Here is a 23,404-nt window from a genome sequence, read left to right on the forward strand (position 1 = left end):
CCTCATTAAACCAATTTGCCTTGTTTAATCAAATCGGCTACTTCTGGTTGAACACGCTGGTATTTGGCAACTGTACCTTCATAATCAACAAAGAATAGTTTATACCAAACTAAGAACGTATAAATTGTCCAAATCTGTCTGCGATGAGAGCCATCGCCTTTATAGTTTTCATCAAGTAAGTCTAAAATTTTATCCTGCTCGAAGATGTCCTGAACAAAGTCTTCGCTGAACAGCTCGCGTACCTGCTTATAAAAACGAGGTTCTTGCAGCCATTCTTTGATTGGGGTAGGGAAACCTAGTTTTGGCCGTTTAGCCCATTCAGCTGGTAAAACCTTTTCTGAAGCCTTGCGTAAAGCATATTTAGTATCATGCTTATTAACTAGATAATCGGTGGGAATTGAATTTGCTCTTTCTGCCACCTTTTTATCAAGATAAGGTACCCGCAATTCCAGCGAATGTGCCATAGAAATCTTATCTGCCTTTTGTTCAATATCATTAAGCATAAAGTGATGCAGATCAATGTACTGCATTTGCCGGACGTTATCGAGATTTTTGACCTTCTTAAAGTCGCTTTGGTAAATCCCGTTAACAGTTAGCTTATTCCGGTAAGACGGCTTTAAGATGCTGTTAGCATCTTCTGAAGAGAAGATGGTCGGGTAATCCATGTCGTAGATAACCGATTGACCAACATAAAATTCACTTGGTTCAGCTAAGTTGGTATACAGATGCACTTTGCCCGGAAAGTTCGGCATTTTCTTAATTCTGCGCGCCAGCTTAACCTTAGTGTTCTTAGGCAATTTCTTGCACTGCGAAGTAAAGGCCTTAATAATACTGTTATGCGTGTGCATCCCGTAATTGACATAACCGGCAAACAATTCATCTGCACCTTCACCAGAGAGTGCGACAGTGACGTGCTTTCGCGCCATTTTGCAGAGGTACCATAACGGGATAATTGACGGATTGGCATCCGGTTCATCCATATGATACTGCATCTCGGGGAAGTCACGCATTGCTTCATCTGCTTTAACCTTGTCAGAAAAGAAGTTCCAGCCCTTAATCTCTGCTAGCGCCTTGGCCTTTGACGCTTCATCATAAGTAGCATCATCAAACGAAATTGAAAAGACGTCATCTGGATTTAAGATACTGGTGATATAGCTGGAATCGACCCCTTCAGATAAGAAGGCACCGACGGGAACATCCGCAATATGGTGCAGTTTAACTGATTCGTGCAAGTCCTCGTTAATTTTATTAACAGTTTCTTCGAAACTTAAAGTATTGGCTTTGTATTCCGCGTCCCAGTATTGGTGGGTTTTCATTGAGCCATCTTTGTATTCGAACCAGTGACCGGCAGGAAACCTGTAAATACCCTTAAAGAAGGTCTCATGCAGGTCATTATACTGATTCATCAAATACGGTTTAACAGCCTCAATATTTAAACGCCGTTTAAAGCCGGGCAGTGCCAGAAAGCTTTTAATTTCCGAGCCCATGATCAAATGACCATTTTCATTGCTGTAATACAGCGGCTTAATGCCGAAAAAGTCCCGGGCACCATACATTGTCTGGGTCTTATCATCCCAAATAATAAAGGCAAACATGCCCCTGATTCTTTTGAGCAGGCCAGCCATACCCCATTCTTCAAAACCATGTAAAAGCACTTCCGTATCGGACTTAGTGGTAAATGTGTGACCTGCCGCAAGCAATTCTTCTCTTAAAGGCTGGAAGTTATAAATTTCACCGTTAAAGATAATCGCCTTTGTTTTGTCCTCGTTGTAGATTGGCTGACTGCCGCCACGTAAATCAATGATTGACAGTCTCCGAAACCCTAAAGCAATTTTGTCATTGGTATAAAAACCATCTGAATCAGGACCACGATGCTTCATTGCCGCCATCATTTTACCGATAGCAGCTTGTTTATCATTTATTTCTGGATTATAGAATGCAACAATTCCGCACATTGCTTAACTTCCCTTAATTTATCTTACTTTGTATATTTTTGTCTTCATTTTAACTTTTCCATTATATGCTAAGAACCGGGCAATTTCCAAATTGCCCGTCGCGACTTTACTAAATATAAAAGATTCTGCGTTTGCTGGCAGCACCATAGCCGAAGGTCTGAATATAGTGTCTTTGTAAATCAATGTTTACAATATAACCGGCAAATTCGGTTTGGTGGTCAATTTGCCTTTTCCAGTTTTTATTATATTTAGTAGTCAAAGCATGATTAGGACCCATCAGTGCAGAACAGTTAAACAAGATATACTGGATTCCGTTAATCCGGTACTGATCTTCTCTATGTCTGTGGCCGCAGAAGTAGGCAATAATGCGGGCATTTTTTACATTAGTAAAGTCAAACTCATTTGCCAAACGAAATTCAGGAGGCAGACCAAAGCTGGAATGCATCTCTCCTTTTTCACCTTGATTAAAAGCTACCAGCAGTTCATGCAGCGAACGACCATTGTACTTTAATGCGTTTGAACCCTTACGATTGATGGGATTAGCATGACTCATCAAGATAATTTGCTTATTTGATGACTGCTCCAGAATTTCAATAATTTCTTCTATTTGATCTTCCCTCACAGCCAAAGTGAGTTTAGCATCATATTTTTTTCTGCCTTGTGCATCCAGATAATAGGGCAAATCTGAAGTATTAACAGAAATAAAGCGCAAGTCATCCACGTCATAGTAACAAACACCGTGCTGGCGGGAAATATAATGAATGCCATCTTGCTGATACATAGCCGGCCACATAATTCCTTCAAATTCATTTTCAGGAAAAGAAGCCCTTAAATCATGATGTTCATCGAATTTATCATTTTCATCGTGATTTCCTTTAATTAAAATATAAGGCACCTTATCTGATTTAAAAGAATCACGCAGTTTAGTTAACTCACTTTCGCCCAAAAAGCCGGTATCAGAGCCATCGATCCAGTCACCTAAATGAACTTTTAAACTAAGAAGACCGGAATCATCAAGATAAGAAAATTCATTAACATGTGTCAAACCATTCCAGCCATAAAAGTCCATACTGTTACGGTCCTTATAATGAGTGTCCGTAATGACACTCACATTCACAGAATTTTGCCCTGTACGAATGTGGCCTTTTACTCTTTCAATAAAGCGGTCGAGATATTCTTCTACCACGTAACGCCTACCGGTTTTACGGCTGACAAAAGCGCGATAACGCTGCAGTTCAGGACTATACCTGCGCACATATTCAGGCTCTAACTTATCTGTGCTTTCCAAGCTCAATGCCTGGTGCAACACCTTTTCTTCATCTTGATAGACAGTCAAGGTATAAGGTTGATCATTGGGAGTTCTTTGTTCACCGTCAACGTGATACTCTCCTACTGTCAAATAGTCTTGCATGGGATCAAGCTGTGCATCTTTTTTCTTAAATAAGGAATGCAGCTTAGCCCCGTTTATTTTATCAGCTAATCCTTTAGCATACTTAAAAACACCCATTTTTTGCCTCAAGCAGAAAGAAAAAGAGCTGAACACACATGTTTCAGCTCTAAAATTATAAACTTTTTTCTAAAGCGTGTGCCGCTAAACCAATTGACAGAAGTGCATCCTTAGACAAAACTCCTTGTAATGTTTTTGGCGCTACTTCTTCAACGGCTCCAATTACTTTTAAGCTGTAACTAACAACGTGAAAGTCTACTATATCATTATAAAATCCATCTTCATAAGGATTTTCATGATTATAAGTCAAGTTGATTTCATTCTTGTCAACAAAACCGTCAACGTGGTTAGTTAAAATCCGATCATGTAAATCGGTTAACTGCTCTGATAATTTAATCAAAGTCAGTTTATGATCACTTTCAGTGTCATAATACTCTTCCTGAGTCATGCCGAAGTATTCTTTTATTGGCTTATGCAATACGTGCAAATTATCAATTACACGATAAACTGCCTCGGCGTCAAAATCTGTTTCTTTATTTAAAATACTCTCTTGATTTGCGGCCAAGTCATCGGCCAAAGTTACTATTTCTAACTTCTCCATGGTTTCCTCCTAAAGTTCAATATATATTATACCAAAAAAACTACTATTGCACTTTTTGAGGACAAAGTTTCTAATATTTTAGGAAAAAGAAAATAATTAAATTTACTAGTCAAATTGTTTTACAAAGAATAGCAAACTTTTGGCGTATTTATTAATGAACGCTAAGATATATTTAAGGAGAAATAAAAATGAATGATATCACTCGCTGCCCCTGGAGTGACCATGATGATGCCTTAGTTAGAGAATACCACGATCACGAATGGGGTAAGTTAAATTTAGACGAACGCTATTTATTTGAAATGCTGGTACTAGAACTGTTTCAATCCGGACTCAGCTGGTCCACTGTTTTGCATAAACGTTTAAGCTTTAGGCAGGCTTTTTACAACTTTATTCCAGAAGAAGTTGCCCAAATGAGTGCGCTGGACCAAACTCGCTTACTGCAGAACAAGGCAATTATCCGCAATCAAAGAAAAATTGTGGCGGCAGTTAACAATGCTCGCGCCCTGCTAATTATTGATGCCACATACGGCAGCTTTGCGCATTATTTGCAAGAATTTATTCCTACACCAATTATTCATCATCCCCAAACAAGTACTGAAGTACCAACGACAAACAAGATTGCGCAAGAACTAGCAAAGCAGATGAAAAAAGACGGCTTTACTTTTGTGGGTCCCGTAATTATTTATTCTTTCTTACAAAGCGTAGGCTTAATTAATGATCACCTTGAAAATTGCCCGTTTAAATATCACGGCTAAAAAAATGAACCAAGTTGCTAGTTACCAACTTGATTCATCATTTGTTATATTTACGTTTTACACTAATTTCTTCCGAATCCAGCCTGAAATCCAGTCAATTACAACAACCATAATAATGATACCTAATAAAATGATACCAACACGGTTCCACTGGCGGTATTGCAGCGCAATAATTAGCGGATAGCCGATACCACCAGCTCCAACTAAGCCTAAGATAGAAGCGGACCGAATCGAAACGTCAAACCGGTATAACGTGTTTGAAATAAGAGCAGGCATCAGATTAGGCATAGTAGAAAACATAATAATATTTGTTTTTGAACCACCAACCGCAGTAACTGCTTCGTTAGGGCCATCGTCTAAGTTTTCAATTGCTTCAGAAAAGAGCTTGGCGAGCATCCCTACTGAGTGAAAGCCTAAGGCCAAAACACCGGCTGCTGAGCCAGGGCCTACAGCTTTAATAAACATCAAAGCCAAAACAATTTCTGGGAATGATCTGATGATTGCCAGCACAATTTTACCAGAGCGTGAGACATACCAGTGCTTATGCTTAGTATGTGCTGCCCAGAAGGCAAACGGCAGTGAAATAATGGCGGAAATAAATGTGCCCAAAAAGGCAATGCAGACAGTTTCCCAAAGCTGCGAAAGCAGATCTTCACCTGTACCGTTATAAACATATGACCAGTCAGGGTGGAAAATGCCGGAAAAGATGGCACCTGCAATTTGACCGGCAGTTTCTTTAATGCCGCCAAAGTCAATACCAGTACATGACCAAATAATCAGCACTACTGTGATAATAGCCATCAACCAGTGAAAGGCACGCTTTTTAACATCTATAGGCCTAGGAGGTAACTTTTTCATACTTGTATCCATTATTGCATCAACGCCTCCCGTGACTTAGATGAAACGTAGTCAATCAGCACTACCACTATGATAATTACAATAATAATTGTACCTGTCTTCGGATAATCGAAAATTTGCAGTGTTTGCTGCAGATATAGTCCAATACCACCGGCACCGATATAACCCAAAACGGTTGAAGCCCGCACGTTAATTTCGAATGCGTATAAACAATAAGAAATAAAATAGGTAATAACTTGTGGCAAAACCGCAAAGACAATTATTTGTATTTTATTAGCCCCAACTGCAGTTAGTGCTTCAATCGGACCCGGATCAATAGTTTCAATAGCTTCATAAAAGAGCTTGACCACAATTCCGAATGTACAAATAGCTAGTGCTAAGACACCGGCTACCGGTCCGATACCAACAATAGCGACAAAGATGGCACCAAGAAGCAAGTCCGGTATAGTTCTGATAATGTTCATGATTATCCGCAAAATACCCGTAACTGCCTTATTTTTAACAATATTGCGGGCAATAAGCAAAGAATAAATAAAAGCAATTACAGAACCTATCGCCGTGCCTAAGATCGCCATCTTAATAGTTTCAAGCAACAGCGGTACAACTGTTGCCAGGTATGACCAGTCTGGGTGCAACATCTGCAAGAAAATTTCAGCAAAATCCCCAAAGTTGGCAAATAGAGCACCCAAATCTGTTTTGGTTTCATTAGTAGAAATGAATAATCCAGCGACAAAAAGCAGCACCCAAAGCCAATTCAAAATTTTAAGCTTTTTCTTAGGTAAAGTCATCAGCTTTTCTTGCTCTGTGCTACTCATCTTGATCACCACCGGAATAGATCTGATCAAACGTGGATGCCGGAGTATCTGACATCTTGCCGTCATAAATAATTTCACCAGCACGAACACCAATGACCCGTTTACCGAATTCTTGTGCTAACTGGACGCTGTGCAGGTTAATGACTACCGTCATACCATGCTTTTCATTCAGCATCTGCAAGTCTTTCATTACGCGGCGTGAAGTCTGCGGGTCAAGTGAAGCTGTCGGCTCATCCGCCAAAATAATATCCGGGTTTTGAGTCAAGACACGGGCAATCGCCACTCTTTGTTGCTGACCACCAGACAATTCATCAGCTCGTGAATAAACCTTGTCTGCCAAATCCACTTGCTGCAGTGCATCATATGCCCGCTGCTTATCTTCTTTAGTAAAAAGATTGAGAGTAGATTTCCAAGTAGGATAATAACCCACTCTGCCTGTTAAAACGTTACGCAGAACACTTGACCGTTTAACCAGATTAAAGCTTTGGAAAATCATTCCAATATGCCGGCGCAGTGTTCTTAACTTTTTACCCTTGGCCTTGGTAATAGATTCACCGTTAATTAAAATATCACCTTCAGTAATATCAATTAAACGGTTAATCGACCGCAAAAGTGTTGATTTGCCGGCGCCGGATAGACCAACAATAACGACAAATTCACCTTTATTAATAGTTAAATTGACGTTTTTTAAACCAACAACATCTTTGCCATAAACTTTTTTAACGTTTTTTAATTCGATTATTGGCTTAACTGCAGAATCTGCCATTATAAACTTCCTTTGTATTCTTATTTTTTGGTCGATTCAATAATTTTTTCATACTTACGCACAACATTAAAGTCGCTGTCCTTAGTGTGGACATATCCTTCGTGAGTGTAAATACTTTCGATGACCTTTTTACCCTTCTTAGACTTACCGATATCGATAAATGCCTTTGCCAATTTCTTTCTGAATGATTCACTCATGCTCGGAACAACGGAAATGGTATCGTTTGGAATAGGCTTAGTAAAGTAAATTGGAACAACTTGGCTCATGATCTTAGGATTATCGTCTTTAACAATTGTCCGTGCATCTTCAAAAACAAATGCGGCGTCTGTGTCGCCATTGAGAACATTCAAAACAGCTTGGTCTTGACCAGTTACTGTCACTAGCTTGCAACTCTTACGTACATCAAGACCCTTTTCCTTTAATTCAGCAATTGGGAAAACGTAGCCAGCTGAAGAAGTGGGACTTTGAATAGAAATAGACTTGCCCTTTAAATCTTTCCAGCTTTTAATTTTTGAATTTTTCTTTGCCACAATTTCAGCGCGATAGAAGTTGACCAGTTCCTTAGTTGGTCGTCCATCAGGTTGCTTAACACCATATCTTTGAGCTTGGAGCAAGACATCTGCTGCGCCCTGCTTATGAGCTAAAATGTAGCCATTTGGCGGCAAGAAGCCCACATCAACTTTCTTAGACTTCATGGCTTCAACCACCGTGTTGTAGTCGGTAGACATTGATACGTGTACTGGAATGCCTAAACGATCCGACAACATTTTTTCCAGTGGCTTTGCACGAGATTCCAGTTTAGTGGCAGCCTGGCTAGGAACGAATTGGACGTTCAAAGACTTAGGCGTGCCAGTATCTTTGCTCTTTTCTTTGTTTGAGCAGGCAGCCATCATGAATGCTACTAAAAAAACAGCGGCACCAGCTAGTATTTTTCTAAATTTTTTCATCATGCCCTCCCAGACATAAAAAAAGACTTTAGCTAAAAACACGAATGTGAATTAAACTAAGTCTTTCAATAACACTTTTACTAAAAAGCGAACAATACCATTTTGAAAGGAACGAAAAGGCTTTTTTGCAAAAACTTCATTGAACGCCAAGCGCCGTTTTTGCATTACCTTCACCCTCCTTTCGACATACCGTATTTATTCTATCAAATAATAGCAGAAATGTTTTATTTAGAAAAGAGAATTGACTAGAAATCTTATTTTGTTTAAGAAAGTTTATTTAATTCTTAGTATGTAGCCTTTTGAGATTTTTTAAATATGGGGGAAACTATTTCTTAGTAGAAGCAATTAATTTATCATACTTTCTGATGATGTTATAATCACTGTCTTTAGCGTATGTATATCCTTCATGACTATAAATATTTTCTATCATCTTTTTACCAGCTTTTGAATTAGCAATTGAAATAAAGGCTTTGGCTAACTTCTTCCTAAATGATTTAGACATACTTGGAAGAACCGAAATAGTATCGTTAGGAATACGTTTAGTGAAGTAAATAGGTACAACCTTGCTCATAATCTTTGGTTCATCCTTCAGCACATCATTTCTAGCATCTTCATAAACAAATGCCGCGTCAGTATCACCGTTTAATACGTTAAGAACTGCTTGGTCTGCACCTGTAACTGTTACCAGTTTACACTTTTTAGTAACATCTAAGCCCTTTTGTTTTAATTCTGCAATAGGGAAAATATAACCCGAGTCAGATGTAACATCTGTTACAGAAATAGACTTGCCTTTTAAATCCTTCCAGCTCTTAATTGAGGAGCCTTTCTTTACTACTACTTCACCACGATATGAATTAACTAATTCTTTGGTTCTTACACCATTTGGCTGTGTAACGCGGTAACGTTCTGCCTGCAGTAGTAAATCTGCTGCGCCTTGTTTATGAGCCATAATGTACGCATCTGAAGGTAAAAAACCGACTTCTACTTTCTTAGATTTCATGGCTTCAACTAGTCCGTTGTAGTCCGTTGACATTGAAACATGTACCGGAATCCCCAGACGCTTAGACAATAACTTTTCCATAGGCTTAGCCCGTGCTTCCAACTTGTTAGCTGCTACGCTGGGAACAAACTGGACGTTGAGTGACTTTGGCGTGTTACTGCTTGAACTTGATTTCTTACTTGAATTGGAACATGCGGTAGCACCAACGGTTAATAATAATGCAAAACATGCTATCAGAAACTTTTTGATTTTGGTCATTTGTTTTTTTACTCCTAATAAATACGTATACCATAACTTTAATTTTGTTTAAGCATAAACTTCGTTGTCATATTCATGGCAATTTATTCATGTAAATATTCAAATAAAATTAACCCGAATCAGCTTCCGTTTCTATTTTTCATTACATCCTCCTGAAATTAAGCAAATAAAAAGGCATGATATGACCAATGTCATATCATGCCCTGGTAGTTATTCTGAAAGAAAAACGAACAGTTAACAAAGCGAGTTGAACAGTATATAAATAGGAGAATAAATTATAAATTTTTCCTGTTACCGTCATTACCCTCAACCTTCCAAACACTATAATTACGTTCATTTCATAAAGATAATACCATAAATATTCGTAAAATAGCAAGGAATAATAAAATTTTATTTAATTATCGTGTTATTAAAATAGTATTTCCGAACACTATTAGAAATTAGCTTTGACTTTTGGGCATAAAAAAGGCACACGAATTGTTGATCGTATGCTTTTAAATTTATGTATAATTATTTCTTACCGTTTTGCGGCTTAAGTGGATTATTATTAACGTCTGTTCTGACAATTAAAACATCAGCCAAAGCATGTTGATTAACATATTCAGTAACTGAACCCATCAACATTCTTTCTACTGCATTTAATCCTGTTGCACCCATGATAATCAAATCATTGTGATGATCTTTAATAAAGTCATAGGAAATAATCGCCTTCGGACTGCCATAACGAATATGATAATCAATATCATCGAAGCCTAAGTTGTCATGAGCCCATTCTTTTAAGCTTTTAAGATATTTTTCTGAATCTTGCGTCATCTGATAAACGGTGTCGCCCGTGATCAGTGTATCTTGCATTTCACCCAAGAATTGTCTGGTATCAATAACACTCAAGACATCGATATGTGCATTTTCCGTCATTGCGATTTTAACTGCTTTATCAAAGGATCTTTCTGCCGACTCTGAACCGTCAACTGGAACTAAAATGCTAGCTTTTTTCGTTTCCATGTTCTCACCCTTTTGAAATATAATGTTCTTTTGTTTATTTTACCATAATTTCACTATCCACTTAGGTTTTTTTATAATTGTTTATATACTAGTTTATTGCTAAAATTAAGTGTAATTGTCAAATGCAAAGGTGGAGGTATTCAATGACCCAAAAACTTAAAAATCAATTAATTGGCGTAACAAGTGGCCGTAATTTCCGCGAGCTGGGCGGCTATCAAACTACTGACGGCAAAACTGTTAAAATGCATAAATTACTCAGAACAGCTAACTTGGCAAAACTGGATAAAACCGATCTGAAATTTTTACATGACTATGGCGTTAAGTATGTCGTTGACTTCCGGAGTAAAGATGAGGCTGAAAAAGAGCCTGATCGGGTTCCTGCAGGTGCCATTTACAATTTTGATCCGGTATTTAGTGAGGACTTGACTGAGTCATCAAAGGGAATCGATGAAATTCTTAGTCAAAAAAACCAAGATCCCCAAGCGGGATTTGACCACATGTTTTTGGCCTATGATGACATGATTAAAAGCGAGTCTGCTCAAAAAGCTTACCGCCACTTTTTTGATGTACTGCTAGCTAATGACGAAGAAAACCGGAGTGTAATTTTCCATTGCACCGCTGGTAAAGACCGAACTGGTTTTGCAGCACTACTGATTTTATCAGCACTTGGTGTGCCATTTGAAACTATCAAAAAAGATTACCTGTTAACAAACGTTGCCACCAAAGACTTTGTCCATGATTTTTTGCAAAAAGCCAAAGATGAAGGAGCAAACGACGTTACAGTAAATATCCTAAAAGACTTGCAAACCGTGCACTCCGAGTACATTGACTTTGTAGTTTCAACTATAAATAAAAATTATGGTAGCGTTGAAAACTACTTACATGATATTATGAGATTAACTGATGATGAAATCAGTAAATTACGTGAAATATATTTAAAATAGGTTTAAATGGTAAGGAGAAATTTTATGACTAAAACAAAGACTGTTTATTTTGGTGCTGGTTGGTTTAACGATAAGCAAAACGACGCTTACAAGAAGACAATGAAAGCTTTAGAAGAAAACCCAACCATTGACCTGGAAAACAGCTATGTTCCTTTAGATCATCAATACAAAGGCATCAATGTCGAGGAGCATCCTGAATATCTGCGTGATCGTGAATGGGAAACCGCTACTTACCGCGGTGACTTAACCGGTATTAAGACCAGCGATATTATGATCGGTGTCTATTTACCAGATGAAGAAGATGTAGGTCTCGGTATGGAATTGGGTTATGCGCTGTCTCAAGGAAAATACATTGTGTTGGTTATTCCTGATGAAGACTATGGCAAACCAATCAATTTAATGAGCTGGGGCGTTTGTGATATTGCACTTAAGCTCAGTGAAGTGAAAGACTTTGATTTCAACAAACCTCGTTTTGACTTTTACGATGGAGCTGCTTATTAAACAAAGCTGCGTTCATACAAAAACTAAATAAGACAAATAAAAACCGTTTCTGTTGAGATATGACCCCCAAATTTAGGACAAATTTGGGGGTATTATTATGACTAAACTATCTAAGCAAGACAAAATTGAAATTTTTAATCTTTGGCAAAACTATCAGGTTGAAACCACTAATGCCAATCAGAATCTGCCCCATCTTTCTGGTAGTAATTACTACTACATTAGAAGAAGGACAAAGAGCGGAATAATCGAGAAATAATGGCTGAAATCAAAGCTATTTATGAAGAACACAAGCACCGCTATGGCAGTCGGTGCATTACTGTAGAACTAGACGGCGCGGCTTATTAATCAATCATAAAAAAGTGCAGCGCCTAATGAACAAAATGAAATTATTTGGCATAGTCAGTAAACGCTGGCACAAATACAACAGCTATCGTGGCACTCAGTGTCCGATTAAGCCTGATCTGATTAAACGCAGCTTTAGTGCGGTTTATTCCAATCACAAATGGTATTCAGATATAACTGAGTTTAAGCTCAATGAGCAAAAGACCTATTTATCACCGATCATTGATGGGTGTACTCAATTGAACTGAAACTTAAAAATTTAAGGTTGGTTTTGACGGTGGTAAAATTTTTCTATTGTTTATTTGTAACCAACGAAGCATGAACTTTATTAGTCACTTTTTCAACTACCCTAAGCAAATTAAAGAAGGCACTTTAAAGTGCCTTCTTTAACTCTAGTGATAGGTGGTCTTATCAAATATCATTAGGATCTATGTGTTCACGTATCAATCTTGCAACCTCTGAAAGATCAAGTCCATAATCAGTTATTGAAATTTCATATTCAAAAGCATGAATTTCATCGACTTCTTCTGCCTTACCATAATTAAAAAAGGCACCAAGCGTTCCACATAAATGTAAAATGCTAGAGAGACTTTCAGTAGAATACACAACAATAAAAACACTATTTTTATATGATTTTTCAATTCTATATTCAAAATCATTTTTAATACTTGTTTTTATAGCAAGTATTAAATCTTCTTGTTTCTTTTCGTTCATTATTTCCTTTCTAAATAAAAAGGATAGCATATGCTATCCTTCTAATTAGCAATAACTATATTTTTATTCCTTTCGCTTTGCTCTTTTAAGTCGCTGCAGAGCAAGTTGCTTAACTCTAATCGCATGCTTATCGGCCATAATGCTTGGCTGAGCCCAGACTATAGAGGTTTTAAAGGTCGTCGTCTTTAACCTATTTCTTTCATAAATAGTCTGAAATACATTAGTGTTATCATATAGTTCTACGCTATCGAATAATGGAGCTAGTAATTCTAAATTCTTGACTGATTTTGAATAGCGTCGATCAATTACTTCGTCAGGTATCCCATGACCACCTTTAACTACCCTATACTTAACCCTTTCTTTAGCTAATTCTGCACTATCAACGCCCACATATAATAAATGTGTAGTAAAACCTGCTCCTTAGCTGAACTTAAGATGTTTATATAAGTTTTTTTGGAAGAAGCTAAAGTAGTTTCCATATTGAAGCTTTGTTTATTAGCAATAAAAGAATTGATTCTTTTGACTTCCATTCTCATTGCTTTAAAATTGCTTACAGGGTCGCGCCAATCCCAGTGGTTGTTCCGGGCAATTTCATCTGCATTAGCAAGCCTACTGTTTTTAATTTTGGGACGCTCATTTGCATCTATTGAGCTATACAGAGTTAATTTCCCGGCTCCATTAACTCCTGCAAACATATATAGATCTATACTCATCTAATAAAGTCTTTACGATTAATTATCTGTCTCTGTCGTAATTGAAGTGCGCGATCCCGAATTGTTATCCAGAAATTGGTATCAACTTGATTAGTCGAGTTGTCAATCATTTTATTAATCTGATCATAGTTCATATTCTTAATATCTTCTTCTAATTGTTTTGGATTAACCATTATTTTTACCCCTTTCCTATAAAATGAGCGTTACTAGTTATTGATGATTATATCATTTAGAGAGTATGTGTTCTAACATAAAAAACCTTTGGGATTTGTCTTGCTAACTTCAATGAACTTGGCCTTAGAATTGCGCTCTCAGCATTTGCTTTAATCAAGAATTGATCTACTTTTGTTTTGATAGAAATATTTTCCTTAAATTTAGGACAAATTTGGGGTTCACATCATTGAGACGGTTTTTGTTATATGTTTTCAATTGTTTAGGAAGTTTATAGTTTAGCGCGTAATCTAATTGCATATTGTTAAATTAGCGTCAGCTTTGCAATTTAAAAAGCCTTGTATTCTTTAACATTATAAAATCTACTATATATTACTTAATTGCACCATAAAGTTATTCATGCTAAAATACAGGTGTAAGTGAAAGGAAGACTTACCTCAATAAGTCTTCCCCACGTAGAGCCGCCACAAAGGACGGTAGCTGCGCTTATATTAGTTTTACATTAAAACCGCCCAGCTAGTCTCTAGGACGGTTTTTGATTTGCTCATTTATCATGATGCTTGTCAATAAAAACCGTTTCTGTTGAAACGGTTTTTGTGTGAGCAAGATAATTGTTCAAGGCAGTTTAGCTTAGTGGGTAAAATTAACTGCATGTTGTTAAATTAGCTCTATCTTTGCAATTTAAAATGCCTTGTATTCTTTTACGCAATGAATTCTGCTCTATAATACTTAATTGCACCGTAAAGACATTCATGCTAAAATACAGGTGTAAGAAAAAGGAAGGCTTACGCCAATAAGTCTTCCTCACGTAGAGCCGCCACAAAGGACGGTAGTTGCGCTTATAGTTATAATTTTTTAAATTTATAAACCGCCCAGCTAGTTTCTAGGACGGTTTTTTGATTTGCTCATTTATCATGATGCTTGTCAATAAACATTAACAAGGTCAAGATAAACATGCCAAAGTTAAGCATTAAACTTAACGCTTCGGCAGTGCTCATCAACTGCTGCTCCCTTCTTTTGGGAGATTGGAGTATGAATCAAGATAGTTCATAGGCCTCACTTCCTTCATGAAAGCGGCAGCTACCGTCCTTTTAACTTTTCTACGCTGATTAAATTATAACAAACCAATCTCAAATATTAACCAGATTTTAGGAAAATTATCTATAATCATATACACCAAGCCATTAAAATGGCTTGGTTTTTATTTTTGAAGGTTATTTCAGTAGTTACAATACTTATATTGTTTGCGCCAAATGCTAATTATGATAGACTTCAATTTGATCTTGTTTAGATAATTTAGATATAAAAACACCCCCCAAATTTGGGGCACTTCATTGCTAAGTCTCGTCTATTTTCTGCTTTTACAAATAATTGACCTGATTCTAAAACTATCAGCAAAAAGTAATACTTTAAAGCGAATTATATATTTTTATTCCGTCAAATAATCTAAAATGCGAAACATCGCCGTTTTATTTTCTTTAGGAACAGGATGCTCAATAATCTGCTTAGCTGTTTGCTTAAACACCGAACCGGATAGATATTGAGAATCGTTAACCACAATCTCTTTGATATTATCTTTTTCTGGTTCTAAGTGAAACTGCAGACCAACAGCTTGCTTGCCTAAAACAAAACCTTGATTTTGTAAATTAGCATTAGAAAATAAAACGTCAGCCTCTTTTGGTATTTCAAACATTTCTTCATGCCAATGCAATACTTCTAAACTTTCAGGTAAGCCAGTAATTAATTTGGATTGCAATTCGACCGGCCCCCAGCCTACTTCCTTAACCAGCGCCTTTTTAACCTGATAGCCTAAAGTTTTAACAATTTGTTGTGCGCCAAAGCATACTCCCAAAATAGGCTTTCCCTCCTGAAATAGCTGCTTAATTAACTGGCGCTCTTGCTTAATCCATGGCAGATCGTCATTTGGACTCATTGGACCACCTAAGATAACTAGTAAATCTGTTGTGGCAGCAACGGGCAAAATGCCAAACTGATAGGGATGATATACATAAAAATCATGCTGATGCAGGTCGGCCCATTCCTGAATTGAACCGGGGCCTTCGTTTGGCGTGTGTTGTAAAACATTAACTCTCATCACTTTGCTCCTTTTAAAATAATTTAGCACCATAATGTTTTTAATAAAATATTCAAATAATAATTTAATATTATTATAATTTAGTGATAAGGTATAGTTTAAGTCTATACAGTAAAAATATTACTTTTTTTATTGCATAGACTTATTAAATTTAATTTTGAAAGGTTTCAAATCATGCTGAAATATGAACTTAATCCGAAAATTGCCTTATTTTTAATGGGCATTTTACAATTTTTAATTGGTATTCTTTTTATTTATTATCATAAAAATAAAATAGCTATATATACTTACTTTTTCTTTGGTGTGATATTACTGCTAGGCGCTATTTTCATTAAAACCACCCACCCTATAAAAATTATTCAAAAGGCTAATCTGGATGGCGGAGAAAAGTTTTTCAAGTGCTTATTTTTAGCAGCTTTGGCATTTTCGCTTCTAGTATTAATTTTTGATAGGACTAATCTGACTTCGTATATTCCGCAGATTGATGCATACTTATTTCTTATCCTATTTTAACCTGCCGGTTTTAGGGAGAGTAGTAGATAAAAAGTTCTGCAACAGCTCAATCAAAACATATGATACTTTTTATTTTCCAATTCCAAAAAGAATTGGATTTTTTTTGCATATAAATCCCAACAGGTTTATTTTTGATACTTGCAACATAATAGCCACATTCTTCAGTTCCACCTTGAAAATTGCTAATTTTCTGGCAGCGGTCACTAGTTTTAAGAGTATGTAAAAATTTCGCTGTTTTTCTATTAGTTGCTACTTGGTTAATTTCTCGGGTATCGTGTTTTCTTATTATTTGATTAACCTGATATTGTGCTATGTCAGGTACATAGTCATTTGATGCCCAATAGTAAAATAAAAAAAGACCTGCAGCAACAATACATGCAAATATACCAAATTTCACTTTTCTAGTCATTATTGCCACCTCATTTACAATATTGACCAAATAGTAGTTCATTTTATTAAAAAAGCAATTGGCTTGTTTTATTAAACTATAAAAATTCATCAATTTCTGATCTTAAGTTATTAGCTAAATGATCAATTTCAATTTTTTGAAATAAACATACTCGCTCTAATACTACAGCTTTATTTTTCTGGCAAACAGCAATACTGGCTTTAGCTACAAGTAATTTATCATATTGACCTAATTCTTTAATAGCACCCCAACAACTGTTCCAGTTACTTTGAAAATAAAGCTAAGATAAAAATAGCAACAATTACCAAAATATCTGCAAATTTCATCTTTTCTTTAAGGAAAATATCGCCAAAGATGACGCTGTATAAAGAGGTCATGTTTAAAAAGATCCAGGCAATGCTTGAATTGGGTGAAGACGTTGCCAAAGTATAAGTTACTTGCGCTAAAAGCGTTAGAATCGCCCGGGAACCATAAATTAGATAAACCTTACCTTTGAGATTTTCAGCGCTGATTTTAAGAGTTTTGTTTTTATAAATAAAAGTAATTAAAGTAATTAAGCAGCGCACATAAATTGTCATAATAGTAAAAAAGACCAGATCAATCGGTTTGATTAGGCCTTTAGTTAATAACGGTGAAAGTGCTGCTTGAATAATCAACAAGGGCGCAATTACGGCAAAAGTCGTCAACAGGTTTTTCAAATTTAAATTATTATGACGCTGCTCAAAAATAATATAAATAACTACTATTACAGTGGAAATAATCGAAACTAAATATGAAGATTTGCTAAAGTAACCCATAGTCAGCAAGATGGCCCAAGGAATAAAAAGATCGGTCACCTTGCTCAAAAGCACAGACTGCATAATTGAAACTTTTTTGAACACATAACTATAGCCATAAGCGACGATTTGCGCCAAAAAAGCATATAAAAGGACTTTAATAAGATAGTTGTTGGTTATTCTGGGACTGGGAAAACTGTGCAGGACGTAAATTAGAAAGAAAGTTACTAAAACCGAACTACAAATATTGTTTAAAAAGTTCACATCAATTGAACTTTGCTTGCGATAGCCCATTTGGTAACGGTCAATAACTGATATTATTCCCCTGGAAAATGAAGAAATAGTGGCAAAAATAATCAACCAAATATTACTGATAATCATGGTTCCTCCATATAACAAACATAGTCTAAAACTATTACTAATATTTTGGTCTTTGCAGCCACAATTAAAAAGTCAGAGAAATAGTTATTATCAGTAACTATGAGTTGTCTAGTTACTAAAATCCAGCCATTGGACATACAAAGTTTAAATGTATTCAAATGATATCCAGTAAAAACTAATCATAAAAAACACATTATTTGGTTTGAATAGTATTTTATTATACACCAAGTTTAAAATTCAAAAAAGACTAGGAGACTTAAAGGGCTTTCATAAATACTAATTCTTGCTTAAACCGAAATGTTTTATGGTCAAGAATATAACTACCATAACCTGCAAAAACTAACTAAAGCAATTGTGGAATACATTCGCTACTATAATGAAGAAAGAATATCGGGCTCAAGCCTTAAAGAAATGATATTAACTTTTTGCCCAAATTTTTGAACTCAGTAAAGCTTAATATTTGGTAGCACCTTTTTTACCATGCTAAACTATAAAAATTCATCAATTTTTGATCTTAACCTATCAGCTAAATGATCAGCTTCGATTCTTTTGAAGCAAACTTACTTGTTTTAAAGCTTCGGTTTTATATTTCTGACAAACAGCAATCCTGACTTTATTCACAAGCAATTTATCATATTGACCCAACTCTTTAATTAAAGATTTTAGTTTAATTAAATTAACTACTGCCAAGTCAAATTTTTGTGCCAACATTTCAGTCATTACCTAATTAACTAATGTATTTACTTTTGAAGACTTATTTAAGGCGTAATATTTATCGATTGCTTGAATAATTTTGGCAACAATTTTATTTGCAGTTTCGTAATCATACGATCAAAGGGATCGTTCGCTAACTTTTGATGTGTTCGCCTTCGTAATATTCTTAATTTCTAGCCGTCCGACCAAACTTGTTCATGTAAAAACCTATTTAAAAACCTCGCTTAAATAGTATTATGAAACTAAGAATGCATTAGAAGTTAAATTTTAAATGAATCCTCAAACACTATAAAAGATTTTTAGATGTATATTGCTCTTTTAATGTCAATTTAAAATTAAATTTGATGTTGCTAAAATGATGACAAAGGCGATTACATTTGGTGGAGTTTTAGATTAAAAGATGCGCATCGCAGTAATTAATAATAAGCTTTCATGATCACATAACACTAGATTATAAAAGTAAGAGGGGCTGAAGATAATGTTTCCACCATTTTTAGCCACAATAATGAAAATTCTGCTTTTGGCAACATACTATGACCCAAAACTACGCAAAAATTATGGTGGCGGTCTGTAAAATTTAAAACTCCTTAATTTATCAATTTTAAAATACTTCCAGTATAAATTATTCTCTACTAGGTGTATTTTTAGTTGCAAGAATTATTATTACTATTATTGATTAATATACAATAATATTATTATTGATAATAAATTGAATAAAAATTTGATTTACTATTAAATCAGTGTATAATACTCACTAATAAATGTTAATTTAGTTATAATTAGATTAAGCAAGTTAGCATATAGATTAATCAATCATTACTATTAATATTTTATAATCTAAAAAAGGAAGATGATTTATATGGATGCAATAAAAAATAGAATGGCAGAAAATAGAAAAAACTACCAAAGAAAACCACAAAGGCTGAAAAATTACGAGTCCATTACCTTCTTCATTGTATTGATAGCTTCTTGTGCTGTTGAGTATTACCTTTTGCCAAGCTTTTGGCCTTTTTGGATCAGCGGTTCTAATTTCTTAACTTTTATAATTAGTGTTGCTATTTGTGTTATAGCTCTCATTTTGTCTAACAAAGTAGTTAATTATTTCTATTATAAAAACAAAAATTAAAGGCGAACTTTTAAAAATATTTAAGACACCCATCATAGGTGTCTTTTTGTGTTATCTAAAATCAATTATTTTTTGTCTTCACTAGTAAGAAGTGAAAAGTGACTTAAGTACATACCTACAAAATTATTTCCAACATCAAATGCAAAGCACAGTTGAAAGAACATGATAACTCGTTTAATCTAATAGTAAATAGCTAAAATTACATATATGATAAAAGATACAGAATACCAATTCGATTTTGACAGAGCTATTTTTGGATAAGAGGTTTAAAGGTGCTACGAAAAATAAAAGTCCTACTTTACTTGCTAGTTACAATTGCTACTATCGCCCTGTTCACTAACATTTTTCATTCCTATGATGACAGTTCTTTACCCGATAATCCAACTATTGTGGAAATTTATGGTTCAAAAAAACTTAATAATTCGCAAATTAGGAAATGGCAAAAAACGGATAGTAAAGAATGGAACAAAAAACATAATAAAAAAAGTTTTTTTATCATATTACAAAAATTTGCTCATTCTAAGAATATTTCTTTAGTTAAGCTAAGAATTAATAATTTTAATGGCCATCAAAGCAAAATAGTTTATAGTTTCGGCAATGATAATAAAGATTACTCACTTTATAAAGATAAATCTGTTAAAAAATTATCAAATAAAAAGCTACAATTAGAAGATCTTTACGGAGTATATTGTACTAATGCCAAAAATGAAGCTTTGGGCGATTTGCTTTCATTACTTCATTCACACCAATTAAAAGTACGAACTGAAGACAACTCCCTATCATTTAATTATATTTTGCATTTACTTCTAACGGAATTAAGTAGTACCAATGTAGTCATATTTTTGGGTGTTATCAGCATTTTGTTCATTGTAATGGTGCTCGAAAAATTATACCGTTTCAAAGCGTATGGCATAATGAAAATTAACGGCTTAAATAACTGGCAGCTTTTTATGAACGACTTAAAAAGAGAAGCACCTTTATTAGTTGCTGCTCTCGGCTTAATTGTAATATTCATAGTCGCTTGGGGATCTTATTCATTTACTGCTAAAGGTTGGACAACTTTTTTACCCTACATGCTACTCGTATTATTGCTTTTATTTTTAAGTTTCTTCTTCTTAAACGCGTTATCCTATCTGGTACTGGTGTTATTAAAGCCATATGCCGCAATCAAGGGCGAAGAACATTCGGGAGCGTTTTTATTAATAGGCTATCTTTTAAAAATAGTGCTGCTAGCCTTAATAATGCTTAACGCGATAGCTTTATATAAAAATTACCAGATTTATACAAGAGACACGAGTATCATCAAAAAGCTTTCTGCTAAAGAAAATGGCTATTCACTGGATCTTAGTTGGCATACTTCGGACAAGGCTGAAGATATAAAAGTAGCGCGAAAGGTTCATAAATTGGTGGTCGAATCTCCCCAAGCAATCATTGCAAAAAATTCACAGGTATTCAGACCAGCAATGCGGGATGTTCAGCCTGAAAATGGCAATGTGATTACTGCCAATAAAAGCTTCCTGGCAAAGAGTTGCCTCACTTCTAAACATATTAAAGTTTCTGAAAATAATGTCTTGCTCTTAGTACCAAAGAATCGCTTAGACCAACTGGGAGAAGCTAAAAAGGAGCTAAAGAGCTTCCTTAAATTTCAAAATAAGTTACCTAACCGCTATAGCAAGCAAAAAAAGATGCCAACGATTCAGGTCATTCCGATTGCAAGTGATCAAAAAGTCCTTAATTATACTGTTAATAACGAGATACTATCGTCTATTTCATTTAATCCGCTAATTATCGTGGTGAATGATAAGTCGTTATCGGATGATTTCTATTTGTCAACTAACAGTCAAGGAATGATTCGCTTTCCCGATCTTAAAGCCCTGCAAAGATTAGTGAAGCGTTTAGGTTTAACCCCTTATACTGTTGGAATTACCAGCCAGCAGGCATTGCTTTCGGATTATGTCGCAAAAGCAAATAAGGAGCTGCTCCTGTTAACCATTACGACAATCATATCACTGCTGCAATTAATTTTTATTATCTTGTTTGTCAGCTCAACCTTCTTACAAAGCCAGAGACATAAAATGGCGGTTTATCAGGTATTCGGAAAATCTAACGCTAAACTAATTTGCACGTTTTTAATTGTTAATTTGGGATTCGATTTCTTAATGATTAACTTGGTTTTAGCTAAAAGAGGATATTTAAACTTAATACCGCTTACTTTAGGTTACCTTTTAATAGAAGCAGTTATTATTTTATTAACTTATATTCACGCACAACACAATTTATTAATTACCCTTAATCACGGAAATTAGGAGCGAAAAATTGATTAAAGTAGAACATCTTACTAAAAAGTTTCAAGAAAAAGTTATCTTCGAAGATATTAATTGTATTTTAGAAACAGGTAAAACATATGCTATTGTGGGCAAAAGTGGTGCGGGTAAAACAACTTTTCTTAATGTTTTAAGCGGACTTGAGCAACCTTCATCCGGAAAAGTAGTAATTTCTGACTTAACTGTTAATGGTAAAAATCGCAAAAAACTATATCGCACAACTTTTGGCTTTATTTTTCAAAATTTTGGGTTAATTGACACGGAGACCGTCAAGCAAAACCTAGAATTAGGCTTTACTAATCAGAAATTAACTAAAGGACAAAAAAGCAAACGAATGCAGTCAGCTTTAAAGCAAGTGGGTCTGGAAAAAATGCCGTTTAATCAAAAAGTATATACTCTCAGCGGAGGTGAACAGCAACGGATAGCGCTAGCCCGCATACTTTTAAAAACCCCCAAAGTGATATTCGCGGATGAACCAACCGGTTCGCTAGATTCAGAAAATAGCCAAGTAGTGCTAAAAACCTTGTTAAATAATTTTGATCCCTCTGCCACAATTGTGATAGCAACTCATGATCCGAGTGTTTGGCAAGGATGTGATTACCTAATTAAAATTGCAGATAAAAAGATTAAAATAATCCTCAACTGATATCATCCCTAAAATTAAGATTAAACACAAAGAACTAACACACGATTCATTCGCATGTTAGTTCTTTTAATTTTATTGCAAATTCTAATTCAGACTATGACAATAATTTTTTGGGTCAATTGTTTTTAACTTAAAAAGCTCCAAGCTAACTGTAGCTTGGAGTCAAAATAATAGCAAAAATATTTTTAGAGAATCCTAAGCTATTTCTATAATCAATCAAAATTTTTATCATATATCACTGTGCTTGCTTTTAATAACTAATCGTTCAAAGCAATTTTTCTGAATATAAAATATATTGCTACTAGTATACATACCTGAACTACTCCAAGAATAATGGTGACACTGTTTAAAGCAGTAAAATTCTTAAATAGCAAGTAAGATACAACTGGGGGTATAACAATAATTGCAATTGCTACCCAAGCAAAAATCTTGTTAAGAGCTTGCAGTTGCTCTCTTCCTGTATATTCCATTCCCGCAAATAATATAAGAAGTAAAATCATAATCCACAACATATTTTCACCTCATAATAACTCTATCGTTTATTTTGCTGAACGATAATCACTAAAAATATAAAATAAACCTAACAGAATAAGTAAAGCAATTCCAGAGTATTAAGATCGTAAAATTTTAA

At 35.2% G+C, this 23,404-nt stretch carries 28 protein-coding genes; 10 read left to right on the top strand and 18 right to left on the bottom strand.

Features of this window, described 5'->3' with window-relative positions:
• Positions 1-5: 5 nt before the first annotated feature.
• From asnB to LDX54_RS08410, 3 genes are all read right to left on the bottom strand, one after another.
• Positions 6-1,955 carry an asparagine synthase (glutamine-hydrolyzing) gene (gene asnB, locus LDX54_RS08400; RefSeq protein ID WP_265667447.1) on the bottom strand — a complete coding sequence of 650 codons (1,950 nt, stop codon included), beginning with the start codon at positions 1,953-1,955 and terminating at the stop codon, positions 6-8.
• A 109-nt stretch (positions 1,956-2,064) separates the two neighbouring features.
• Positions 2,065-3,462, bottom strand: coding sequence for a metallophosphoesterase (locus tag LDX54_RS08405; protein WP_122026540.1), 1,398 nt, complete (start codon positions 3,460-3,462; stop codon positions 2,065-2,067).
• Between the two features lie 55 nt (positions 3,463-3,517).
• Positions 3,518-4,003 (bottom strand): hypothetical protein, encoded by a 486-nt coding sequence (locus LDX54_RS08410; RefSeq protein WP_046325563.1) that lies wholly within the window; start codon positions 4,001-4,003, stop codon positions 3,518-3,520.
• Positions 4,004-4,191: 188 nt separating this feature from the next.
• Here LDX54_RS08410 and LDX54_RS08415 point away from each other — a divergent pair, with 188 nt between their 5' ends.
• Positions 4,192-4,758 carry a DNA-3-methyladenine glycosylase I gene (locus LDX54_RS08415; protein ID WP_187157309.1) on the top strand — a complete coding sequence of 189 codons (567 nt, stop codon included), beginning with the start codon at positions 4,192-4,194 and terminating at the stop codon, positions 4,756-4,758.
• 57 nt (positions 4,759-4,815) lie between these two features.
• Here LDX54_RS08415 and phnE (LDX54_RS08420) read toward each other — a convergent pair whose 3' ends face one another.
• The 6 genes from phnE (LDX54_RS08420) to LDX54_RS08445 all read right to left on the bottom strand — a co-directional run bounded on the left by phnE (LDX54_RS08420) (position 4,816) and on the right by LDX54_RS08445 (position 10,404).
• Complete coding sequence (phnE, locus tag LDX54_RS08420) at positions 4,816-5,628, bottom strand: phosphonate ABC transporter, permease protein PhnE (RefSeq protein ID WP_122038053.1); 813 nt, start codon at positions 5,626-5,628, stop codon at positions 4,816-4,818.
• On the bottom strand, positions 5,628-6,431 hold the full coding sequence (gene phnE / locus LDX54_RS08425) for a phosphonate ABC transporter, permease protein PhnE (RefSeq protein WP_122026542.1): 804 nt from the start codon (positions 6,429-6,431) through the stop codon (positions 5,628-5,630). The genes phnE (LDX54_RS08420) and phnE (LDX54_RS08425) overlap by 1 nt, the downstream gene beginning before the upstream one ends.
• Entirely contained in the window at positions 6,424-7,197 is a 774-nt protein-coding gene (gene phnC, locus LDX54_RS08430; RefSeq protein ID WP_046325567.1) for a phosphonate ABC transporter ATP-binding protein, read from the bottom strand. The genes phnE (LDX54_RS08425) and phnC overlap by 8 nt, the downstream gene beginning before the upstream one ends.
• 20 nt (positions 7,198-7,217) lie before the next feature.
• A complete protein-coding gene (locus LDX54_RS08435; protein ID WP_265667446.1) occupies positions 7,218-8,144 on the bottom strand; it encodes a phosphate/phosphite/phosphonate ABC transporter substrate-binding protein in 927 nt (308 codons plus the stop codon).
• A gap of 325 nt (positions 8,145-8,469) precedes the next feature.
• Positions 8,470-9,402, bottom strand: coding sequence for a phosphate/phosphite/phosphonate ABC transporter substrate-binding protein (locus LDX54_RS08440; protein WP_265667445.1), 933 nt, complete (start codon positions 9,400-9,402; stop codon positions 8,470-8,472).
• Between the two features lie 510 nt (positions 9,403-9,912).
• Entirely contained in the window at positions 9,913-10,404 is a 492-nt protein-coding gene (locus LDX54_RS08445; RefSeq protein ID WP_110446633.1) for a universal stress protein, read from the bottom strand.
• Between the two features lie 143 nt (positions 10,405-10,547).
• Between LDX54_RS08445 and LDX54_RS08450 the strand changes: the two genes are divergently transcribed.
• The 4 genes from LDX54_RS08450 (at position 10,548) to LDX54_RS08465 (ending at position 12,439) form a co-directional block, all read left to right on the top strand.
• A complete protein-coding gene (locus LDX54_RS08450; protein ID WP_265667444.1) occupies positions 10,548-11,348 on the top strand; it encodes a tyrosine-protein phosphatase in 801 nt (266 codons plus the stop codon).
• 24 nt (positions 11,349-11,372) lie between these two features.
• Positions 11,373-11,849: a nucleoside 2-deoxyribosyltransferase gene (locus tag LDX54_RS08455; RefSeq protein WP_046325572.1), complete on the top strand. Its 477-nt coding sequence runs from the start codon at positions 11,373-11,375 to the stop codon at positions 11,847-11,849.
• 97 nt (positions 11,850-11,946) lie between these two features.
• A complete protein-coding gene (locus tag LDX54_RS08460) occupies positions 11,947-12,105 on the top strand; it encodes a hypothetical protein (RefSeq protein ID WP_187157313.1) in 159 nt (52 codons plus the stop codon).
• A gap of 115 nt (positions 12,106-12,220) precedes the next feature.
• On the top strand, positions 12,221-12,439 hold the full coding sequence (locus tag LDX54_RS08465; RefSeq protein ID WP_187157315.1) for a hypothetical protein: 219 nt from the start codon (positions 12,221-12,223) through the stop codon (positions 12,437-12,439).
• Between the two features lie 163 nt (positions 12,440-12,602).
• Here the strand turns inward: LDX54_RS08465 and LDX54_RS08470 are convergent, their stop codons facing one another.
• From LDX54_RS08470 to LDX54_RS08495, 6 genes are all read right to left on the bottom strand, one after another.
• Positions 12,603-12,905 (bottom strand): hypothetical protein, encoded by a 303-nt coding sequence (locus tag LDX54_RS08470; RefSeq protein WP_146207101.1) that lies wholly within the window; start codon positions 12,903-12,905, stop codon positions 12,603-12,605.
• A 63-nt stretch (positions 12,906-12,968) separates the two neighbouring features.
• Positions 12,969-13,295: a hypothetical protein gene (locus tag LDX54_RS08475; RefSeq protein WP_187157316.1), complete on the bottom strand. Its 327-nt coding sequence runs from the start codon at positions 13,293-13,295 to the stop codon at positions 12,969-12,971.
• Positions 13,271-13,618, bottom strand: coding sequence for a hypothetical protein (locus LDX54_RS08480; protein ID WP_265667443.1), 348 nt, complete (start codon positions 13,616-13,618; stop codon positions 13,271-13,273). The genes LDX54_RS08475 and LDX54_RS08480 overlap by 25 nt, the downstream gene beginning before the upstream one ends.
• Entirely contained in the window at positions 13,615-13,791 is a 177-nt protein-coding gene (locus tag LDX54_RS08485; protein ID WP_174795150.1) for a hypothetical protein, read from the bottom strand. The genes LDX54_RS08480 and LDX54_RS08485 overlap by 4 nt, the downstream gene beginning before the upstream one ends.
• Before the next feature lie 903 nt (positions 13,792-14,694).
• Complete coding sequence (locus LDX54_RS08490) at positions 14,695-14,787, bottom strand: putative holin-like toxin (RefSeq protein ID WP_081945322.1); 93 nt, start codon at positions 14,785-14,787, stop codon at positions 14,695-14,697.
• A 431-nt stretch (positions 14,788-15,218) separates the two neighbouring features.
• Positions 15,219-15,884, bottom strand: coding sequence for a type 1 glutamine amidotransferase (locus LDX54_RS08495; protein ID WP_265667442.1), 666 nt, complete (start codon positions 15,882-15,884; stop codon positions 15,219-15,221).
• A gap of 174 nt (positions 15,885-16,058) precedes the next feature.
• On the opposite strand from LDX54_RS08495, the gene LDX54_RS08500 reads away from it, so the two are divergent.
• Positions 16,059-16,397, top strand: coding sequence for a hypothetical protein (locus LDX54_RS08500; protein ID WP_265667441.1), 339 nt, complete (start codon positions 16,059-16,061; stop codon positions 16,395-16,397).
• 46 nt (positions 16,398-16,443) lie between these two features.
• Here the strand turns inward: LDX54_RS08500 and LDX54_RS08505 are convergent, their stop codons facing one another.
• Positions 16,444-16,806 carry a hypothetical protein gene (locus tag LDX54_RS08505; protein ID WP_265667440.1) on the bottom strand — a complete coding sequence of 121 codons (363 nt, stop codon included), beginning with the start codon at positions 16,804-16,806 and terminating at the stop codon, positions 16,444-16,446.
• A 263-nt stretch (positions 16,807-17,069) separates the two neighbouring features.
• Entirely contained in the window at positions 17,070-17,963 is an 894-nt protein-coding gene (locus LDX54_RS08510; protein ID WP_265667439.1) for an EamA family transporter, read from the bottom strand.
• A gap of 297 nt (positions 17,964-18,260) precedes the next feature.
• Here LDX54_RS08510 and LDX54_RS08515 point away from each other — a divergent pair, with 297 nt between their 5' ends.
• The 4 genes from LDX54_RS08515 to LDX54_RS08530 all read left to right on the top strand — a co-directional run bounded on the left by LDX54_RS08515 (position 18,261) and on the right by LDX54_RS08530 (position 22,773).
• Positions 18,261-18,404, top strand: coding sequence for an IS3 family transposase (locus LDX54_RS08515; RefSeq protein ID WP_265667438.1), 144 nt, complete (start codon positions 18,261-18,263; stop codon positions 18,402-18,404).
• Between the two features lie 1,132 nt (positions 18,405-19,536).
• On the top strand, positions 19,537-19,803 hold the full coding sequence (locus LDX54_RS08520) for a hypothetical protein (RefSeq protein ID WP_265667437.1): 267 nt from the start codon (positions 19,537-19,539) through the stop codon (positions 19,801-19,803).
• A gap of 272 nt (positions 19,804-20,075) precedes the next feature.
• Entirely contained in the window at positions 20,076-22,109 is a 2,034-nt protein-coding gene (locus LDX54_RS08525) for a hypothetical protein (protein ID WP_265667435.1), read from the top strand.
• A 10-nt stretch (positions 22,110-22,119) separates the two neighbouring features.
• Positions 22,120-22,773 (top strand): ATP-binding cassette domain-containing protein, encoded by a 654-nt coding sequence (locus LDX54_RS08530; protein WP_265667434.1) that lies wholly within the window; start codon positions 22,120-22,122, stop codon positions 22,771-22,773.
• Positions 22,774-23,030: 257 nt separating this feature from the next.
• On the opposite strand, the gene LDX54_RS08535 is transcribed toward LDX54_RS08530, so the two are convergent.
• Positions 23,031-23,285 carry a hypothetical protein gene (locus LDX54_RS08535; RefSeq protein WP_265667433.1) on the bottom strand — a complete coding sequence of 85 codons (255 nt, stop codon included), beginning with the start codon at positions 23,283-23,285 and terminating at the stop codon, positions 23,031-23,033.
• Positions 23,286-23,404 lie beyond the last annotated feature (119 nt).

Source organism: Lactobacillus sp. IBH004 (assembly GCF_026185255.2).
Classification (GTDB): Bacteria; Bacillota; Bacilli; order Lactobacillales; family Lactobacillaceae; genus Lactobacillus; species Lactobacillus melliventris.

Excerpts from the sequence above, each read along its gene's own strand:
- LDX54_RS08405 (WP_122026540.1), bottom strand. The coding sequence starts at position 3,462 with ATGGGTGTTTTTAAGTATGCTAAAGGATTAGCTGATAAAATAAACGGG.
- LDX54_RS08445 (WP_110446633.1), bottom strand. The coding sequence starts at position 10,404 with ATGGAAACGAAAAAAGCTAGCATTTTAGTTCCAGTTGACGGTTCAGAG.
- LDX54_RS08495 (WP_265667442.1), bottom strand. The coding sequence starts at position 15,884 with ATGAGAGTTAATGTTTTACAACACACGCCAAACGAAGGCCCCGGTTCA.
- LDX54_RS08520 (WP_265667437.1), top strand. The coding sequence starts at position 19,537 with ATGGATGCAATAAAAAATAGAATGGCAGAAAATAGAAAAAACTACCAA.
- LDX54_RS08480 (WP_265667443.1), bottom strand. The coding sequence starts at position 13,618 with ATGAGTATAGATCTATATATGTTTGCAGGAGTTAATGGAGCCGGGAAA.
- LDX54_RS08470 (WP_146207101.1), bottom strand. The coding sequence starts at position 12,905 with ATGAACGAAAAGAAACAAGAAGATTTAATACTTGCTATAAAAACAAGT.
- LDX54_RS08415 (WP_187157309.1), top strand. The coding sequence starts at position 4,192 with ATGAATGATATCACTCGCTGCCCCTGGAGTGACCATGATGATGCCTTA.
- LDX54_RS08505 (WP_265667440.1), bottom strand. The coding sequence starts at position 16,806 with ATGACTAGAAAAGTGAAATTTGGTATATTTGCATGTATTGTTGCTGCA.
- LDX54_RS08490 (WP_081945322.1), bottom strand. The coding sequence starts at position 14,787 with ATGAGCACTGCCGAAGCGTTAAGTTTAATGCTTAACTTTGGCATGTTT.
- LDX54_RS08440 (WP_265667445.1), bottom strand. The coding sequence starts at position 9,402 with ATGACCAAAATCAAAAAGTTTCTGATAGCATGTTTTGCATTATTATTA.
- LDX54_RS08465 (WP_187157315.1), top strand. The coding sequence starts at position 12,221 with ATGAACAAAATGAAATTATTTGGCATAGTCAGTAAACGCTGGCACAAA.
- LDX54_RS08410 (WP_046325563.1), bottom strand. The coding sequence starts at position 4,003 with ATGGAGAAGTTAGAAATAGTAACTTTGGCCGATGACTTGGCCGCAAAT.
- LDX54_RS08535 (WP_265667433.1), bottom strand. The coding sequence starts at position 23,285 with ATGTTGTGGATTATGATTTTACTTCTTATATTATTTGCGGGAATGGAA.
- LDX54_RS08485 (WP_174795150.1), bottom strand. The coding sequence starts at position 13,791 with ATGGTTAATCCAAAACAATTAGAAGAAGATATTAAGAATATGAACTAT.
- LDX54_RS08435 (WP_265667446.1), bottom strand. The coding sequence starts at position 8,144 with ATGAAAAAATTTAGAAAAATACTAGCTGGTGCCGCTGTTTTTTTAGTA.
- LDX54_RS08500 (WP_265667441.1), top strand. The coding sequence starts at position 16,059 with ATGCTGAAATATGAACTTAATCCGAAAATTGCCTTATTTTTAATGGGC.
- LDX54_RS08455 (WP_046325572.1), top strand. The coding sequence starts at position 11,373 with ATGACTAAAACAAAGACTGTTTATTTTGGTGCTGGTTGGTTTAACGAT.
- LDX54_RS08510 (WP_265667439.1), bottom strand. The coding sequence starts at position 17,963 with ATGATTATCAGTAATATTTGGTTGATTATTTTTGCCACTATTTCTTCA.
- phnC (WP_046325567.1), bottom strand. The coding sequence starts at position 7,197 with ATGGCAGATTCTGCAGTTAAGCCAATAATCGAATTAAAAAACGTTAAA.
- LDX54_RS08515 (WP_265667438.1), top strand. The coding sequence starts at position 18,261 with ATGTTTTATGGTCAAGAATATAACTACCATAACCTGCAAAAACTAACT.
- phnE (WP_122026542.1), bottom strand. The coding sequence starts at position 6,431 with ATGAGTAGCACAGAGCAAGAAAAGCTGATGACTTTACCTAAGAAAAAG.
- phnE (WP_122038053.1), bottom strand. The coding sequence starts at position 5,628 with ATGGATACAAGTATGAAAAAGTTACCTCCTAGGCCTATAGATGTTAAA.
- LDX54_RS08460 (WP_187157313.1), top strand. The coding sequence starts at position 11,947 with ATGACTAAACTATCTAAGCAAGACAAAATTGAAATTTTTAATCTTTGG.
- LDX54_RS08450 (WP_265667444.1), top strand. The coding sequence starts at position 10,548 with ATGACCCAAAAACTTAAAAATCAATTAATTGGCGTAACAAGTGGCCGT.
- asnB (WP_265667447.1), bottom strand. The coding sequence starts at position 1,955 with ATGTGCGGAATTGTTGCATTCTATAATCCAGAAATAAATGATAAACAA.